Below are 17,308 nucleotides of genomic sequence, written 5' to 3' on the forward strand. Positions count from 1 at the left end.
CAGTCTGGGGCGAAGCTGCCGGATAGAGACTTGGATTCTCCTGACACGAGACTGCACCGGTTTGATCAACCTGACCCAGCAGCGGTGGCCGAACGCGGTAAGGTTTAGCGCAGACCGTACTAACGGCTAGCCTCGGCGACCAGCGTCAGGAAGTCCCGTTCGTCGCCAACCTGAGCCGCGTCTTCGGCTAGGACCGTCACGCCGTGACGGGCGATCGCTTCGTAGCGCGGCCGGCGGGCGGCCAGCAGCCGGGGGAACACCCAGCGGGTGAAGGCCTCCGGCTGGGCCTGCTCGATCGCTTCAAGCCCGGTCTGCTCGAGAAATTCGGCGACCGCGGCGTCCAGGAACTCCGGACGATAGTAGAGCGGTTTGGGGTGGGTTCGGGCCGCCTCGATCAGCCCCGCTTCGTGCGCCTCGCCGGCCACGATGTGGACCAGCAGGGTGTTGCGGGTGATCAGGCCCAACAGCGGATCGGCCGGATCGGCGGGGTCAATCAACTCACACAGGGAGCCGCTGGCGTCGAACAGGAAGTCCGGGTAGTCGTAGATCTGCCGAGCTCTCGTGATGAAGGTCGTCATATCCTGAACGGCGGCGATCTCGGCCTGGCGGTGCTGAGCCTGGCGGTAACGAAACACGTCCGGCGCAAGCCCTCCACGGGCTGGGTCTCCCAACATCCCCAGATAGTGCGACAGCACCGAGAGGTTGCTGAACGAGATCCCAAGATCGACGCTCATCGCCTCATCCCGCAGATGGCGGGCGAGGGTCGGGCTGTTCATCATCTCCGCCTTGAGGGTGTCGAGGATGGTCTCCCGCAGGTGGGCGGTGGCGAGCCGATAGTCGACCGAATAATGAAACCACGACTCGCGGGGCAGCAGCCCGCCGAGGCGAGTCTTGCCGACATTGGACATGCCCATCAGGGCGATGGTCCTGGAGGGCGCGTTGAGGAAGGTCCTGGCGTTCGGATAGAGCATCTTCCACCTCACATCGGGCTGGGCATGGCCCCCGCGGGCGGCGGCGCGGACTCGGGACGCGGGAACAGCACCCGCGGGTCAGGCAGCGGCGCCCCGGCGACAAGGGCCTGATCGAAGGAAGCGAAACTGCGCGCCTGCGGACCGACACCGAGCTGGTCGAGCAGGTTCGCCGCCGCATCCGGGACGAAGGGCTGAAGCACCAGGGCCAGGCGACGAAGAGTCTCGGCCGCGACATGCAGGATGGTCTTCAAACGGTCGGGATCGCCCTTGGCGCGGGTCCAGGGGGCTTCGTCCTGCAGGTACTTGTTCGCCGCGCCGACGACGTTCCAGATGACCTGGGTCGCCGCCTGCAGGGCCTGCTCGCCGAACTGCAGGCGCAGGGCCGGAAGCATGGCCGCGGCCTGGGCCAGCAGCGCTTCATCCTGCGCGGTGAGCACGCCGGGCGCCGGTGTCCGCCCATCGCAATAGCGGGCGATCATCGTCAGCGTCCGATGGGCGAGGTTGCCGAACTCGTTGCCGAGCTCTCCGACGATCCGGCGCTGCAGGGCGACTTCGGTCATGTCACCGTCGGCTCCGAAGGCCATCTCCCGCACGAGGAAGAAGCGCACGCCATCGACACCGAACCGCTCGGTCAGACGCTCCGGCGGGATGAAGTTGTCCAGCGACTTGGACATCTTCTCGCCTTCGACGGTCCACCAGCCGTGGGCGAAGACACGCTTGGGCAGAGGCAGATCGGCGGCCATCAGGAACGCCGGCCAGAACACGCAGTGGAAGCGGATGATGTCCTTGCCGACCACATGCACGTCCGCCGGCCAGACGCCGTTGGCCGCCAGGCTGTCCGGATAGCCGGCCGAGGTCGCGTAGTTGAGCAGGGCGTCGAGCCAGACGTACGTCACCTGCCCCGGGTGGCCCGGCACCGGGATCCCCCAGTCGAAACTGGCCCGCGAGATGGACAGGTCGCGAAGGCCTTCGCGGACGAAGCCGACGACCTCGTTGCGGCGCGAGGCCGGAGCGATGAAGTCGGGATGACTGTCGTAGAACTCCAGCAGCGCCTCGCCGAAGGCCGACAGGCGGAAAAAGAGATTGCGTTCCTCGACCCACTCGACCGGGGCGCCTGTCGGGGCCTGGCCATCGACAAGCTCGGCCTCGTCGAAGAACTGCTCGTCGCGGACAGAATACCAGCCGGCGAAGACGCCCTCGTAGATGTAGCCGCTGGCCTTCAGTTTCTCCCACATCGCCCGCACGGCGTTTTTGTGCCGGGGCTCGGTCGTGCGGATGAAGTCGTCATGGCTGATGTTCATCAGCCGGTTCATGTCCTGAAAGCGGGCCGAGATGCGGTCACAGAACTCCAGGGGCTCGCATCCTTCGGCGCGGGCGGCCTGGGCCACCTTCTGGCCGTGCTCGTCGGTGCCGGTCACGAACCAGACTTTGCGGCCGTCCAGCCGCATGAAGCGCGCGATGACGTCGCTGTTCACCGAGGTGTAGGCGTGGGCGATGTGGGGCGGGCCGTTCACGTAGTAGATCGGCGTGGTGATGTTGAAGATCTGGTCGCTCATGGGTGGGTCCTCGAAGGAAGCGGCCCGCCGCGCGAACGCGGCGGGCCCAGGGGTCGGCAGGCGTCAGACGACGTCGGCGATGCGTTCCCAGGGGAACATGGCCCGGCCGTAGTGGCCGAAGGCAGCGGCGTCCTGATAGGCCCAGCCCCTGCCGCCCTCGCTCATCCGCAGCAGGTCGAGGCTGTTGATGATGCCGCGGGGCGAGAGGTCGAAGTGGCGGCGCACCCAGGCCCCAAGGTCCTGACCGTTGTCGGTCATCGCCGTGACCATGGCCGGCTGGGTCTGGCCGATACCGTAGGCGATCCGGACCATGCAGGCGTTGGCGTCGGAGACGCGGTGGGCGACGACCGCCTTGGCGACATGCCGCGCCATGTAGGCGGCGCTGCGATCGACCTTGGTCGGGTCCTTGCCTGAGTAGGCGCCGCCGCCGACCGGAACACCCGGGCCATAGGCGTCGACGACGATCTTGCGCCCGACCACGCCGGCGTCGCCGATGGGACCGCCCGTCACGAACCGACCGGTGCCGTTGATCACCACCTGATCAGGGTCGATGTCGCCCATCAGCGGCATCACCGCCTGTTCCATCAGCGCCCGGCGGACCTCCTCGGTCGATACCTCCTCCGCGTGCTGCGCCGCGATGATCACCTTGATCACCTCGTCAGCGGCCGACAGGGTCACCTGGGTCTTGATGTCGGAGCCCAGCCACGGCAGCGTCCTGTTCCGCTGCAGTTCGTCGATGGCCATGGCCAGCCGCTGAGCCATATCCCACTCAAGCGGCATCATGGTCGGGGTCTCGTTGGTGGCGTAGCCGACCATGATGCCCTGGTCGCCGGCGCCCTCGCTGGCGCCGGTAAGATCGACGCCCCGCGTAATGTCGGCCGACTGGCGACGCAGGTGGTTGATCACCGTCATCGTCTCCGAACCAGCGTAGCCGACGTTCCGCCAGACCTCGCGGATAACGGCCTCCGGATCGAAGGCGGCGGCCACCTTCGGCCCCAGCTTCATCTCGCCACTGAGCATGACGAGGTTGTCCTTGGTCAGGGCCTCGATGGCCGTCCGCTGATAGCGGGGGTGGTCGAGCGAGTTCTCGTCGTCGCCGGCGACTTTCCTGGCAATCTCCAAGACGTTGTCGAGAAGGGCGTCGGCCATCTGGTCGGTGGCCTTGTCCGGGTGGCCCCGGCCGACGTGTTCGGCGGTCCGCTCGGTGACGGCCGAGACGGCCGCCGTGGGCATGTGCATAGTCATTTGAGTTCTCGCATTTCTTGCACCGTCAGGCGCGTGATGGCGCACGGAGCGACTTGCGTCCGCGCACTCGGTTTGGTTGACTAAGAGTCGTTCGGAATGGCGGGGGCTTTCCCGGGCATCCGATAGGATATGTCGATCTGGCGCCTCCCTCTGCTGCTGGAGGCTCACCAAGTATCCGTCCGCTTTGTGCGGTAGATAGACATTTTCCTTGTGCTCGAACGGACACAGAAGCGCGGGTCCGACGCGCCTTGGGGGAGTTAGGCTGTGCCGATCCTTGTGCTGATGTTTGCGCACGAACCTCCCGCGCCGACCGACGGAGCCCGGCTGCCGTGAAGGGACCTGCCCGCCGCAATCGCGATGACCGGCCGCCGCCAGGCGGACCTGAGGAGGCGCGGCAGCGCGTGCTGGGCAATGTCATCCGCACCGGGCGGGAATCCATCAAGGATCCGAAAACCGGCGCCCATCCGACACAAGCCAAGTTCTACGCCCTGTGCCGCGAAGCCGAAGGTACGCCGTCCGGCTTACGGGCGGGCTATCTCTTCGCCCAGTTTACTGCGAGCTCACGCCGCTGGATGGGGCTGGTGGAGCGCGGAATCGAGCCCATCAAACCGGGCCATGCCCGCCTTTTCGAAAAGGTCTGCGGCTGGCCCGAAGGCATTCTCGACGCCCAGTTCGACAGCGCCGAAGCCTTTCAGGACCTCCTGACGTCCTGGGGAGACCGCGTCGTTCTTCCGGCGTCCTTCCCGTCGGGCCTAAGCGACGGGGCGTACGCCGCAGGCGAAGATCATTCGCCCGTCCGCCTGAATGGCATCAAACCGCAGGTCGTTCAGCGCGCGGCCCTGCCCACCCGGAAAGCGCTTGCGGCCGAGATCGACCACGGCCTGCGCAAGAACCGGCTGCAGAGCTTGCGCCTCGTCGTCGTCCAGGGTGAGCAGGGCATCGGCAAGTCACAGCTGATCGCCCAATGGTGGAACGAGCATGGCAAAGATCATTTCGACCGAAACACCTTCACCCTCGATTGCGCACGCCTGGGTGGTGACCAGATCGTCGTGGCGCTCAACGACTTCTTTCTCAGGTCGAAGCCGACGGCCGAGCTGACGCCTGCGCTGCCGGCGCGGCTGAAACAGTTGTCTCGTCTCCTGATCGTCCTCGATGGTCTGTCGCAGGAGCAGAACCGTCCGCATCCGAGACCCGCTGACGATCGGCAAGAGAGTCCCATCCCCGCCGGTCGAGCGGATTCAGCCGCCTTCAATCGAGTCCGGGAGTTCGTGCTGTTCCTGGCCCAGGCCGGGGTTCGCGCCTCTGTCCTGCTCGGCGTTCAGACGGCCGAGAAGACGGGCGATGCGCTTGGTATTTCCGGTCGCCTCGACGCCTCGACCGGCGTCGAGTTCGTCTCGCCCAAGCGGCTGTCGCCCGAGGAAGGCGCGCTGCTGTTCCAGGCTCTGGAGGTGGGCGGCCTATCCCTGCCGGACCTGCAGTCGTTGTCGGCGCGCCTGCAGGGGCTGCCTATCTCCATCACGGCGGCCGCGCACTACCTGCGCGAGGCGAACGCTGTCCAGGCCGAAGCCTTCCTCACCGACATCGCCAAGGCCGGCGACTTCCAGTTCTTCGACGCCTTCTTCGAGCGCTACCTGCAGGCGATCAACAGCGGCGCCGTCGATCCCCAGGCCCACCCCCACGCCTATCTGCGCCTGCTCGCGCTGATGCCAGGGCCGGTGGCCAAAAGCCGGCTGGACGACCTGTTGGCGAAGGGGCGCATCCGCAGACTGCAGAACGGCGACACCGGTCTGTTCGAACGGATGCGGATCGCCTTCGTCATCGACCAGGACTCCCATATCGACATCAATCCGATGGTACGGAGCCTGTTGCGGCAGGAACTGGCGCGGCACGTGCGCGAGAGTGCGCCCGGGGTTGACCGGGATCGGGCCGAACTGCGCTGGATCCACGCAACCGCAGCCATCTCGTGCCACAGCCGCCTGCCCTTGAGGCCGAGCGACTACACAATCGCCGAGATCGAGATGATCGAGGGCGTCCTGTATCACCTGCTGGCCGTACGCGACCTGCTGGACGAACCTCAACCCGGCGCCGCCCCGGACGAAGACCTGCGCCCGCTTGAAGATCTGCTGGCCGAGCCCCTCTCTCCGGCCGCCATCACCCGGTTCTGCCTCGAGAAGATTGTGCGGCGATACCTGATGGATCGGCGCACCCACCGGGTCACGCGCATCCTCGGCCAGTTCGAAACCAAAGCCCGGCTTCTGGGGCTGTTCTTCGACGGCTCCGACGACGGAAGCGGGCCACGCCACCTCGATGTCTGGGACCAGGTCGATCTCTACGGCGAGATCGGGGTTTGCTGGATGCACGCCGGCCGCCTCAAACTTGCCCATGAGGCTCTGGCCAAGGCCATGCGGTGTTTCCAGCGCATGGGGTTGACCGTGACCCAGGACAGCTTCCCCCTTTTGGAGGGGACGCAGCTGCGGCTCTGGAGCGAAACGCTGTCGACCTACTCACTCGTCCAGATGCGCATGGGCAGGACGTGCTCGGTGGTCGAAGACATGCTGTCGCCGGCAGTCGCCGTCGGCGCCCGTTTCGCAAGGGCGGTGCTGGTCCTCGACAAGCCGCTGGACGATGAGGGCAAAGCCAAGCTGCGGTCCGCCCGACGGCTCATCTGCCGCGACGCCTACGTCAAGTTCCGGGCCGGCGATCTCGACGCCGCCCTCGATGGCTACGGCCTGGCTCTGGCGATCGAGAAGCTTGGCGGCGGCGACAAGCTTTCAGGTGACGCCCTGCGCCGCTACATTGAGGCCAAGGTCAGGCGCGGACCCTGCATTCCGGAAGATCTGCTCGAAGCCGACGCCCTCATAGATCGCCACCTGGAGCACAGGCGCAGCCCGACGGCGGCGCGACGCGGCTCCAACGACGTCATCTCGCTCTACGCGACGAAGATCATGCTGCAGCGGGCGCTGTCGAATTTCGCCGAGGCCGGCGCAATCCTCGAGGAAGCGCTGCGCCACCCCTTTGTCCAGCAGGGCGAGTGCTCCTATGTCGCCCGGATCGAACTCGAACTCGAACGCTATCGCCTGCTGATCGCCCAGAACGCCGCGACCCCCGAGGCGATGCAAGACCTGAAGCGCATCGTTCAGGATCTCGAAGCCCGTCACCATGGGTTGCTGCAAAGCGATGCAATGCTCGTCCTGGCCGAGATGGAAGCCGAGCCAGACCGGTCCAGGACCCTGTCAATTCTCGAGCGTCGTATGCTCCATGACGGCTGGAGCCTGCGGCGCGGCGATGTGGACACCATTCGCCGGGGCGACAGCGCGGTGAAAAGCTGGGGCTGTTAGGCGTCAGTCGGCTCGTCGTCGGGCTCGTCAGGATCGTAGAGGCCAGACCAGTCGATTGTTCTGGCGAGGTAGTCGCGATGCTCCACCTTCAACTCTCCGGCCTTGAAGGCTTTCAGCTGTCGTCGCCCCTTATCGGTCAGCGTGATCTTCGCGAATTGCTCATTGTCAGGCCAGTCCACATACTTCAAAACCTTGGCCTGAGCCAACCGCGTGCAGAAGGCTCCATACCGGCCCACATCCAACGCATCCATCCTGGACAGCTGGTTATAAATGTCCTGCTTCTGGCACCAGTTGACGCCGCGAACCTCAAGCCAGCGAAAGACCAGAAATTCGAAGACTGACCGTACCATTCCCTTGCCCGTGTAAATGCAGGGCAAGCTCTCCTCATCCAGCCGTCGCGGCGCCGTGACCTGTTCCCGCCTTGGCGCCACCGTTGAACCATTCGGCCGCTCAACCACATGGCCATCCGGTTGGCGCGGCATCCCTCGAACCTCATTGATCATCAAAGTGAACAGTCCCGCGATATTGTCGCCGGTCCGAGGGTCGTCCTTCATCATCTGAGTCAGAAGCGCGCGCGAATTCGCCAAGGCTTCCAGCAAGCCTAGGACATCAGGGCGCCCATCGCGCCTTTCACCATCCGCCATCGACATGCGCCCCACCCGGGCTTCGCCGCAACGTCCTGTTAACCCTGCGCGCGGCATATAGCCTTGAGCTCACCGTGACCGATCCGGAGCCGCGCTGTCCCCACGACAGCGAATTTTAAGACAAATCCGGACCGTTCTAAGTTTAGCCAGATTCAGCGTAACATGGCTATGAGTGTCCCGCGAAGCCTGATTCGTATGGGCGCGGACCGTTTTGCTAAGTTTAGCAAAACCCACGATAGCTCTTCCGATCATAAATCGATCTTTTTAACGGTTGCTAATCGTCGCGATGTGCGAGCCATAATCCTTTGCCAACAAGGCTTTATCCTGAACTCTTTGGCGTCGGCCTGAGCCAAAAAGGAGAAGCCGATGCAACCCGCCATCCCCAATTCGCGCGCCTTCGATGCGCGCTTCCGCTGTCCCATCTCCCAGAAACCGAGCCTCATCAGGGCCGATTGCAACTGCCTTGGTCGGGGCGCCAAACGGCGATATCCCGAGCTCAACGAAATCCTCGCCACCGAGGCCGATGACGGGCTCGAGTATGATGACAACCGTCGTCTCGACGGGCAATGCCAACGTCTGCGCGAGCTGATCGGCGAACGCGAGCGGTGCAGCCCGAGCCGCGTCCTGCTCGGCGGCTCCGGCCTGGAACGGATTCCGATGATCGCCGCCGCCTTGGGCATCGAGCGGATCATCCGCCTCGAGGGCGACTTCCATGGCTATGACCGCCATTCGCTGTTGACCGGCGTCGAACGCATCACGCTGCGCGTCGACCCGAAGACCCGCACCCTCTCGCCCGAAGCCCTCGCCGCCGCCGTGCGCGGCCTCGGCAAGGCGATGCTGATGCTGACGTTGGGTGGCAGCAACCCGCTGCTGACTCCCATCACCCGGGCGCACGTCAAGGCCGCCCATGAAGCCAACCCCGAACTGGTGATCCTGGTCGATGGCGCCTACCGGCAATACAGCGACCAGTTCCACCTCAGCGATCTGGCCGATGAGTTCGACCGCGTGATCTACCTCCAGGTCGCCTCAAAGGACATCTTTCTGCCTGGTCCACGCCTGTCCTGGGTGGTGCCCTCGGCGCGCTTCGCCGAGCGCCTGACCCAGATCCAGGCGCCGTTTCCGCTCAATACTGGCGGCGTGCGGCAAGCGATCGCAATGCTGGAACGGCCCGAACTGCTCGCGGCCCTGCGCGGCGAGCAGGCCAAGGCCAGGGATATCCTGATCGAGGGCCTGAGCCGGCTGCGCCTGACCCTTATCAGCGGCGTCGCGCCGTGGGTCGTCCTGCAGTGGCCAGGGGATGCAGCGGCAGTGGTTCGCAAGCTCGAGGACGATTATGGCGTTCTCGTTCAGCAGCAGATCCATGCGCCACTCGAAGACAGCTGGATGCGCATCAGCGCGACGACGCCCGAAGAAGCGACCCATATCGTCTGGGCGGTGACGCTCATCGTCGTCCAGGGGATAGCACATTGAGGCTCGCCACATCGCGCGGACCTGCTTCTGCGATACCTTGCCAGGTCCGGCCATTGGCCGGACCTGGCCTTCATCTTCACTGAGGATGCTGTCCGCTCTCAGGCGCGGGCGAAAGTAGACGAATGGCCACCTGACTCTTAATCAGCGGGTCGTAGGTTCGAATCCTACTGCACCCACCATTCCCAGCCCACCGTCTCAGTTGAATATTTGAACAGAGACGGTGGGGGTGGGCGCGATCGCCACCGACCCCGAGGTTTGACGATCGACCCGGCCATCGGCTTGTCGAAAGTCCGAACCAACGCCCGCCTAGGCGCCGGCCCCGTCCTCGCGACGCGCCAGCCCGGCGCAGAACAGGGCGAAGACGCAGATCAGGGCCTGGGTTCGCATCGGGTAATCCACGAACGAGTGCGCCATCAGGATCACAATGCCGGACAGCGCCGCCCAGGCGTATGACCTGTCCCTGCCGGGCGGGCCCCGAACAAGCCGGACGACCTTCGTTGCCAGCCAGGCGGCGAACAGGGCCAGGAGGATGGGAAAGGCGATCCCGGCTTCCAGCCAGAGCTGCAGATACTCGTTGTGCGCCTCGTTCACGTACTGCCTGGACATGGTGTCGGCCAGTTCGACCGAGCGATAGACGGGATCAAAGGAACCAAGCCCCGTCCCCGCCGGCTGCGCCGCCTTGGCGGCGCTGAAGATCGTCGGCCAGGAATCGAGGCGGCGCTCCTCGCCGGAGGCCTCCGAGAATCGATTGATCGTCGCGACGCCGCCCACGCCGAAAACAGCGGCGATGGTCACGAGGATCAGGACCAGCACCCAACCGCTTCGCGGCCCCAGCTTCGCGGCGTAAAGACCGCGCCAGTAGATCAGGCCGCCGGCGAAGACCCCGAGCCCGCCCATGATGAGTCCGGCCCGCGAGCGGGTCACGACAATGCCCCCGACCAGCACCAGGGTCAGGCCGATATAGGCGATTGCGCCAAGATGCCTGAAGCGGGGGGACGTGGAGCGCCACCGCAGGCCGATGGCCGCCGCCAGCGGCAGGCCGACCGCCAGCGCCCCGGCCTGATGGTTCTTGTTGGCGAAGAAGCCGACCGGGAAATCGTTGTTGGAAAAGGGGTGCGTCGGCCAGCGCAGGGATGTGGTGTGCTGGATGGCCGCCAGGATCGTTCCCAGGACCAGAAGCCCGATGGTGACGACCAGCAGGTCGCGATAGCGCCGATCGTTGAGGCAGAGGGCCGCCAGGAACAGGCTGGCCGCCGGCAGGATCCACAGGAAGGCGGCCCAGGTCGCGTCCGGCGTCAGGCTCAAGGGGTGGGACGCCAGCGGCACATCCGCCACTCGAAGCGTCTCGACCGCCAGCGCCCGGCCCGGCAGGCGGGCCCACAGGTCCGCCGGCAGGGGGATCAGCTGGATCAACGGGACGAGCAGCATCAGCGCGCAGAGGGCAATCGGCCAAGGGTCGAGACGTTTCCAGCGCGACGACAGGCGGAACAGAACGACTGGCAGCGTCGCCAGGCCCATCAGCTGCAGCGCCAGGGTGGTCAGCTCGCGCCCGCGCGTGCCCGCCCCAAGGGTCAAGGCCAGGGCGAGCATGGCCGCCAGGGCAAGGAACAGCCCGGCCTGCAACAGGTCCCCCTGACGCAAGTCGCCTCGCCAATGGCGGTCCCTGGTCGACGCCGGTCTGGTCATCGGGTCGCTCCGTTTGCCGAGGCCGGGCGGACGTCTATGCGGTCCAGCAGGATGGAGGTCGCGGTGACACTGTCGGCGCCGGCGATGACCTGGATCCATTGGGCGGCGCAGCCATCCGGCGGCACGACGAAGGACTGGTCGGTGGTCGTCGGCCCGCCGCTCGAGGTCTGGATCGGCGCGCGGCCGATGACAACCCGGCTGTGGCACTGCACTTCGAGGGTGAAGGCCCGGTCGCCTTCCGTCTCCGCATTCTCGGCGACGACGGAAACCGAATAGCGGCCCGGCCCGAGGAAGACCATCTGGCGCAGAAGCGGGGTCGAGGTCGATCCCGCGCGGTCCACCCGGATCCGACCGGATTGCGCGGCCAATGGCTTCCAGTCGTACCGTTCACCGGAAGCCGAAAGCGGCTCCCAGTTCAGCGGAGGCGGTCCCGGCAGGCCATTTAGGTCGGGGTCGTAGACAAGCCCCTCCCCGGCGGGGCCGCCGAAAATTCGGGAGCGGGCCCGGCGGAGCTCATCATAGCGCTGCTGAACCGCCAGACGTCTGAAAAGGTTATGCGCTTCGTCATCCGTCGGCGACGCTCCCGTCCCGCGCATCTCGATCAGGAGATCGACGACGGCGGTCGGGTCCGCGGCCAGGCCGGCGCTGGTCAGGAAAGGTTGTCGCCAGGGGGGCTTGAGCGCCAGACGCTCGGCGACCGCCGCTCGACCGGCCGGTGTCTGTATGACGCCATACAGGACCCTGAAGACCGAATCGCCGACCTCGACCCGCCGCCGCAGGACCATGTCCGCCTGCAGCGCGACGGTCCTGACATCGCCGCTGGCGAGGGCGTCCCGAATGAGCCAGGAACTGACGGCGGAATCGCGACGGCTCAGCCGGGATGCCTGATGCACAATCTCGCGTCGGCGCGCCCGGTCGTCGCGCCCTTCCACCCTGCCGATCACCCACAGGGCGGCGCCGTCATAGGGCGCCCGGGCGAGCGCCGCCCGGGCGGCCGCAAGCGCTTCCGTGTCGCGGCCGGCCTTGAGGTCGGCGGCGGCGGTCTTGGCAAGCACGGTGGAAGACCCGGGAGACCACCGAACGGCCGCCGACAGGTCGTCCTTGCGGAGCGCCCAGGCCGCCATGCCCTGTCGGATCGCCGCCCAGCCGACCAGCAGCGCCACACAGAAGGAAACCGCCAGCACGGCCAGGCTCAGCCCGTTACGGACGTCGCCTTTCGGGCCGCCCGCCGGGATCAAGTCGACCTGCTGTCCGTGCTGTTGCCCAACTGGGTGTAGTTGTAGGCGTAGGCGGCGCTGTAGCCGTAGCCGTAACCATGCCCGGCCGAGGTCGCGTTGAACTTGGTCAGGATGGCGCCGGCGATCTTGGCTCTGGCCTGGACCAGGCGCCGGATCGCGATGCGCGAGACGCTGCGCCGCGCCTTGCCGGCTTCGATGACCAGCAGTGTGGCCTCAGCGCAGGAGCCCAGGATGGGGGCGTCGGCCAGGCCGATGACCGGCGGCCCATCAATGATGATCAGGTCGAAGTGATTCCTGGCTTCCATCAGCAGGCCCGTGAACCGCGAGCTCGACAGCAGCTCCGACGGGTTTGGCGGCAACGGGCCCGAGGTCAGGGCGTACATCCCCGACTTGCCCGTGGCCTGCACCACGCCCTGCCACTCTACCCCGGTCAGGCAGTTGCTCAGGCCGCTGGAGTTCTCGCAGCCCACCAGGCGGTGGACCGACGGGTTCCGCAGGTCGGCGTCGATCAGCAGGATACGCAGATCCAGGTTGGCGAAGCTTCTCGCCAGGCCGAGGGCCGTGGTGCTCTTGCCTTCCGAGGGTCGGCTGGAGGTCACCAGAATGCTGGCGGGGACACCGTCCGGCGTAATGAACTGCGTGGCGGCCCGGGTCGAGGCGTAGGCCTCGGTCATGTCGGACCGCGGGTCGGCCATGGCCGAGATCGGGCTGACGCCCTTCTCGAGTTCCGGGATCACCCCCAGCACGGTCAGGCCCAGCTTGGCCTGGACGTCGTCCGGCGTGCGGACGGCCTCGTCAAGCAGCTCCAGCAGCATGACCACCGCGCCGGCCACCAGCAGGCCCAGGAAGAGCGCCAGGGCCAGGTTGCGCGGCAGACTGGGCGACACGGGGGCGCCAGACGGACGAGCGGGATCGATGACGGCGATGTTGGTGCTGTCCACGCCCCCGGCGACACCGACTTCCTTGTAGCGCTGCAACAGGTCGTCATAGAGGGTGCGGTTGGTATCCACCTCGCGCTGGAGAATGGTGTTCTGGATGTTGCGCCGACGCAGATCGGTGAACGACCCCTTCTGGCTCTCGACCTGGGCCGAGAGAGAGCGCTCCTGGCGAAGGGCCACCTCGTAGCGGCCCCGGATACCTTCCTTGACCCGCGACGCGGCGATATTCAGCTTGCGATCGACATCGTCAATCTGGGCCTTCAGTTGCAGCATCTCCGGCGCTGCCGGCAGATAGACCGCCTGCTTTTCCTCGTAGCTCGTCTGCAGACTGGCCTGCCTGCCGAGCAGACTCTGGACGGTGGGGTCTGACAGGGTTTCCGGCAGGGACAGGGCCGGCAGGGGCTCGGCCTGGCGCCACCGTTGTTCGGCGCGGATTCGTTCGCCCTTGACCTCGGTCAGCATGGCGTTGAACCGGGAGAGGTCGGCCGCGGTCAGGGACTGGCCGGCGCTGTCGCCCTGGCCCTTCGTATCCGCCCCGTTCGGATTGACGTTGATGATCTGCTGGTCGGCCCCGTACTCGACGAGCTGTCGCTCCGACTCCTCGAGCTTCTGCTTGACCTGCGCGATGCGCCCCTCGAGGAACTTCCGCGCATAGGCCGAGGAATCGAAGCGCCGTTCCATGGCCAGGGTCTGGAAATTGCTGGCCAGACCGTTGGCGACCCTGGCCGCGATCTTGGGATCGGGGCTGGTGAAGCTCACACGGACCAGACGGGCCATGCCCTGCTGGGCGACCTCGGTATTGGCCATCAGCAGGCCGGTGAGGGCGTTCTCGGCCCGCGTGGCCTCCGCCGGCGTCTGGTTGGCCTTGAGCGGCGGCAGGCCGGCGATCTCGCGCATGGCCGGGTCCCGGACCAGGTTCAGCGCGACAACAGTCCGGCGCGCCAGCGCCTCGCTTCTCAGCAGGCCGATCTGGGTTTCGATGAACTCGCTGCCACTCGCAGATTCGATCGGCGCCAGTTCGCCCATGTCGATGACCTTGGAGGCCTCGCGGTCGATCTGGATAAGGGCCTTCGAGGTATAGAGCGGGGTCGTCATCAGGGTCTTGGTCACACCGAGCACGAGACTCAGGACCAGGACCCCCAGGATCAGCCAGCGGTGCTTGAGGATCGCGCCCCAGATGTTGGTGATGAGCTGACGCTGGCTTTCGTCGAAGGCGCTGACATCGAGGTTCCCGTTGTAGACCGCACCCGCCTGCCTCAGAATCACGGGGCCGGGCCGGGTGGCTCTCGCGGTGACAAACCGCGAGTACGGTGGTTCGATCGGGTCGTTATTCTCTACCACTGTCGGTCCCGGGACATTATGCCGTTAAGGGTGAAGAACCAGCGCCGTCGTTCCGCAGAACGCCTTGCGCCGGGCCGCGTCGGATCGGTTGTATATCTGGCGGAGGCGACACCTGTGAACCGAAAGATGCTCAGCTCCATGTCGCAGGTTTCCGCGTGACTCAATAGCCCCCGCGTTCGCGGAGCGTCAATCAGAAGGCCGATCGGCCCAGCGCGCACCCGTCCGGCAAGAGCGCCCTTGCGTCGGTCCCGCGAAATCTATCACCATTGTGCGCAACTGAAGGGCCGCTTTCCGTATGAACACTCCACCTCGTTTCGCCTTGATCGGCGTCGGCGGTTTCGTCGCGCCGCGCCATCTGCGCGCCATCAAGGAGGTCGGCGGCGCCCTCGAGGTGGCCCTTGATCCCAACGATTCCGTCGGAATCATGGACAGCTACTTTCCCCAGGCGCGGTTTTTCACCGAGTTCGAACGCTTCGATCGCTACATCGATCTGTGCCGCCGCCGCGGCGAGGGCGTCGATTTCATGAGCATCTGCTCGCCCAACTATCTTCACGATTCCAACGTCCGCTTCGCGCTCCGCTCCGGCGCCGACGCCATCTGCGAAAAGCCTCTGGTGCTCAACCCCCACAACATCGACGGTCTGCAGACCCTGGAGGAAGAGACAGGCCGGAAGGTCAACACCATCCTGCAGCTGCGGCTGCACCCGACGATCATCGCGCTTCGCGAGAAGATCCTGAGCGGACCGAAGGACGCGGTCGCCGACGTCTCCCTGACCTATGTGACCTCTCGCGGGCGCTGGTACCACAGCTCCTGGAAGGGCGATGAGGCCAAGTCGGGCGGCATCGCCACCAACATCGGCGTGCACTTCTACGACATGCTGAGCTTCGTCTTCGGCGACCTGGTCCGCAACGTCGTTCACTACCGGGCCGCCGACCGCGCGGCCGGCTATCTGGAGTACGAGCGGGCGCGGGTGCGCTGGTTCCTGTCGATCAACATCGACGACGTGCCGCCGGCTGTCCGTGAGAAACAATCGACCTTCCGATCGATCACCGTGGACGGCGAGGAGATCGAGTTTTCCGACGGCTTCACCGACCTTCACACCGCCAGCTATCGCGAGGTCATCGCCGGCCGCGGCTTTTCCCTGGCCGAGGTTCGCCCCTCGATCGCCACCGTGGCGCACATCCGCAACGCGCCGCTCGAGCCCGACGAGGGCGAGGCCCACCCCTTCCTGGCGACGGTGCTGGCTTCCGGCGAAGGGCGCAACGATGAGCGGGCGTGATCCGGCGGCGCCGCAGATGCGGCAGGACGACCGCTTTCCCGGCGTGCTGATCCACGAAAGCGCCTATGTCGACGATCCCTGCAGCATCGGCCAGGGCACGAAGGTCTGGCACTTCAGCCATATACTTGCGGGCTGCGACATCGGCGAAGGCTGTTCCATCGGCCAGAATGTGATGATCGGTCCGAACGTGCCGGTCGGCGACCGCTGCAAGATCCAGAACAACGTCAGCCTGTTCAACGGCGTCGAGCTGGAGGACGACGTGTTCTGCGGCCCCAGCTGCGTGTTCACCAACGTGCTCAATCCGCGCGCCGCCATCGAGCGCAAGTCGGAGTTTCGCAAGACCATCGTCCGGCGCGGCGCGACCATCGGCGCCAACGCCACCATCGTCTGCGGGCACGAGATCGGCGCCTACGCCTTCATCGCCGCCGGCGCGGTCGTCACCGGGCCAGCGCCGGCCTTCGCCCTGATGGCCGGCGTGCCCGCGCGGCGGATCGGCTGGATGAGCCGGGCCGGGGCGCGGCTGGGCGAGGACCTGGTCTGCCCGATCGAGGGCGTGGTCTATGTTGAGACCGAAAGTCGGCTGGAGATCGCGCCCGCGTCATGAAGGTCCTGATACCCAACTACCCGACCACCGACAGCTTTGTGGACAATGTGGCCTTCACCCTGAGGGCCATGGGGCATGAGGTGGTCACCCCGGTCCGACCGTTAGACCGCTTTCGAAGCGGCCCGGCGCGGTTCCTGACCCGCGCCTGGCGGCAGGCCTTTCCCGAGCACTGGACGCCCGGCGAGCGCTTCGCGCTGGCGGCCGCGAGGCAGTCGGCGCCCGATCTCGTTCTCTGCCTGACCCAGAGCCTGCGGCAGGAGGTGATCGAAAACCTGCGCGGTCTCGGCGCGAGGCGCATGGTCGCCTGGTGGGGAGATCCGCCGGCCAACATGGAGGGGCTGGGCCTGCTGGCCGACGGCTGGGACCACATCTTTATCAAGGACGCCGCCGCGGTGGCGAAGTTCCGCGCCGTCGGCCAGCCGGCCGAGCTCATGCACGAGGCCATGAACCCGGCCTGGCACCGGCGGGCCTTTTCCGCCATCGGCGACGAGGTCGCGGTGGCCGGCAGCTATTACGGCTACCGCCAGTTCCTGGTGCGCCGGCTGATGGCCGCCGGCGTGCCGATGGCTCTGCATGGTCCGCGGCCGCCGCGATGGGCCGACCCGGCGATCTCGGCCGCCGCGACCGGTCGGTTCATCGTCAGGGACGAAAAGAGCGCGGTGTTCGGATCGGCTCTGGCCTGCCTCAACTCCACGACCCTCTCCGAGGGAGACAGCCTCAACTGCCGCGCCTTCGAGATCGCCGGCGCCGCCGGTCTGCAGCTGATCGAGAACAAGCCAATGGTCGCCGACTGTTTCGAACCCGGGCGAGAGGTGCTGGTCTATCGTTCGGTCGAAGACATAGTAGATTACCTCGCCCGCGCCCGGTCCGAACCGGCCTGGGCGATGTCGATCCGCGAGGCCGGACACGCCCGGGCGAACGCCGAGCATAGCTATCGTCACCGGCTGGACGTCCTCCTGAAACGCGCCGGCCTCGGCGCGGCCTGAGTGAAAGCTGAA

General features: G+C 66.2%; 12 protein-coding genes. 5 read left to right on the forward strand and 7 right to left on the reverse strand.

All coding sequences use genetic code 11. The features are described 5' to 3' along the window. Positions 1-119: 119 nt before the first annotated feature. From O5I81_RS14920 to metK, 3 genes are all read right to left on the reverse strand, one after another. A complete protein-coding gene (locus tag O5I81_RS14920) occupies positions 120-971 on the reverse strand; it encodes a hypothetical protein (protein WP_271065647.1) in 852 nt (283 codons plus the stop codon). An 8-nt stretch (positions 972-979) separates the two neighbouring features. Next, a complete protein-coding gene (gene metG / locus O5I81_RS14925; protein ID WP_271065648.1) occupies positions 980-2,527 on the reverse strand; it encodes a methionine--tRNA ligase in 1,548 nt (515 codons plus the stop codon). 63 nt (positions 2,528-2,590) lie between these two features. After that, a complete protein-coding gene (gene metK, locus O5I81_RS14930) occupies positions 2,591-3,772 on the reverse strand; it encodes a methionine adenosyltransferase (RefSeq protein WP_271065649.1) in 1,182 nt (393 codons plus the stop codon). A gap of 329 nt (positions 3,773-4,101) precedes the next feature. Between metK and O5I81_RS14935 the strand changes: the two genes are divergently transcribed. Continuing rightward, positions 4,102-7,110: an NACHT domain-containing protein gene (locus O5I81_RS14935; protein WP_271065650.1), complete on the forward strand. Its 3,009-nt coding sequence runs from the start codon at positions 4,102-4,104 to the stop codon at positions 7,108-7,110. On the opposite strand, the gene O5I81_RS14940 is transcribed toward O5I81_RS14935, so the two are convergent. Then, positions 7,107-7,760, reverse strand: a complete 654-nt coding sequence (locus O5I81_RS14940; protein ID WP_271065651.1) for a hypothetical protein — start codon at positions 7,758-7,760, stop codon at positions 7,107-7,109. The genes O5I81_RS14935 and O5I81_RS14940 overlap by 4 nt on opposite strands. Positions 7,761-8,120: 360 nt before the next feature. Here O5I81_RS14940 and O5I81_RS14945 point away from each other — a divergent pair, with 360 nt between their 5' ends. Beyond that, a complete protein-coding gene (locus O5I81_RS14945) occupies positions 8,121-9,224 on the forward strand; it encodes an aminotransferase class I/II-fold pyridoxal phosphate-dependent enzyme (RefSeq protein ID WP_271065652.1) in 1,104 nt (367 codons plus the stop codon). A 306-nt stretch (positions 9,225-9,530) separates the two neighbouring features. Here the strand turns inward: O5I81_RS14945 and O5I81_RS14950 are convergent, their stop codons facing one another. From O5I81_RS14950 to O5I81_RS14960, 3 genes are read right to left on the reverse strand one after another with little or no spacing between them, the layout of a single operon-like run. Continuing rightward, positions 9,531-10,910: an O-antigen ligase family protein gene (locus tag O5I81_RS14950; protein ID WP_271065653.1), complete on the reverse strand. Its 1,380-nt coding sequence runs from the start codon at positions 10,908-10,910 to the stop codon at positions 9,531-9,533. After that, positions 10,907-12,148, reverse strand: coding sequence for a hypothetical protein (locus O5I81_RS14955; RefSeq protein WP_271065654.1), 1,242 nt, complete (start codon positions 12,146-12,148; stop codon positions 10,907-10,909). Before O5I81_RS14955 ends, O5I81_RS14950 begins: the two co-directional genes overlap by 4 nt. Continuing rightward, the gene (locus O5I81_RS14960) at positions 12,145-14,352 is read right to left on the reverse strand and encodes a polysaccharide biosynthesis tyrosine autokinase (protein WP_271065655.1); all 2,208 of its coding nucleotides are present in this window, start codon (positions 14,350-14,352) and stop codon (positions 12,145-12,147) included. The genes O5I81_RS14955 and O5I81_RS14960 overlap by 4 nt, the downstream gene beginning before the upstream one ends. Positions 14,353-14,722: 370 nt before the next feature. Here O5I81_RS14960 and O5I81_RS14965 point away from each other — a divergent pair, with 370 nt between their 5' ends. From O5I81_RS14965 to O5I81_RS14975, 3 genes are read left to right on the forward strand one after another with little or no spacing between them, the layout of a single operon-like run. Continuing rightward, positions 14,723-15,706, forward strand: coding sequence for a Gfo/Idh/MocA family oxidoreductase (locus tag O5I81_RS14965; protein WP_271065656.1), 984 nt, complete (start codon positions 14,723-14,725; stop codon positions 15,704-15,706). Next, positions 15,693-16,310, forward strand: coding sequence for an acyltransferase (locus O5I81_RS14970; protein WP_271065657.1), 618 nt, complete (start codon positions 15,693-15,695; stop codon positions 16,308-16,310). Before O5I81_RS14965 ends, O5I81_RS14970 begins: the two co-directional genes overlap by 14 nt. Beyond that, positions 16,307-17,296: a glycosyltransferase gene (locus O5I81_RS14975; RefSeq protein ID WP_271065658.1), complete on the forward strand. Its 990-nt coding sequence runs from the start codon at positions 16,307-16,309 to the stop codon at positions 17,294-17,296. The genes O5I81_RS14970 and O5I81_RS14975 overlap by 4 nt, the downstream gene beginning before the upstream one ends. The last annotated feature ends 12 nt before the right edge of the window (positions 17,297-17,308 follow it).

It is taken from the genome of Caulobacter sp. NIBR1757 (assembly GCF_027912495.1).
Taxonomy (GTDB): domain Bacteria; phylum Pseudomonadota; class Alphaproteobacteria; order Caulobacterales; family Caulobacteraceae; genus Caulobacter.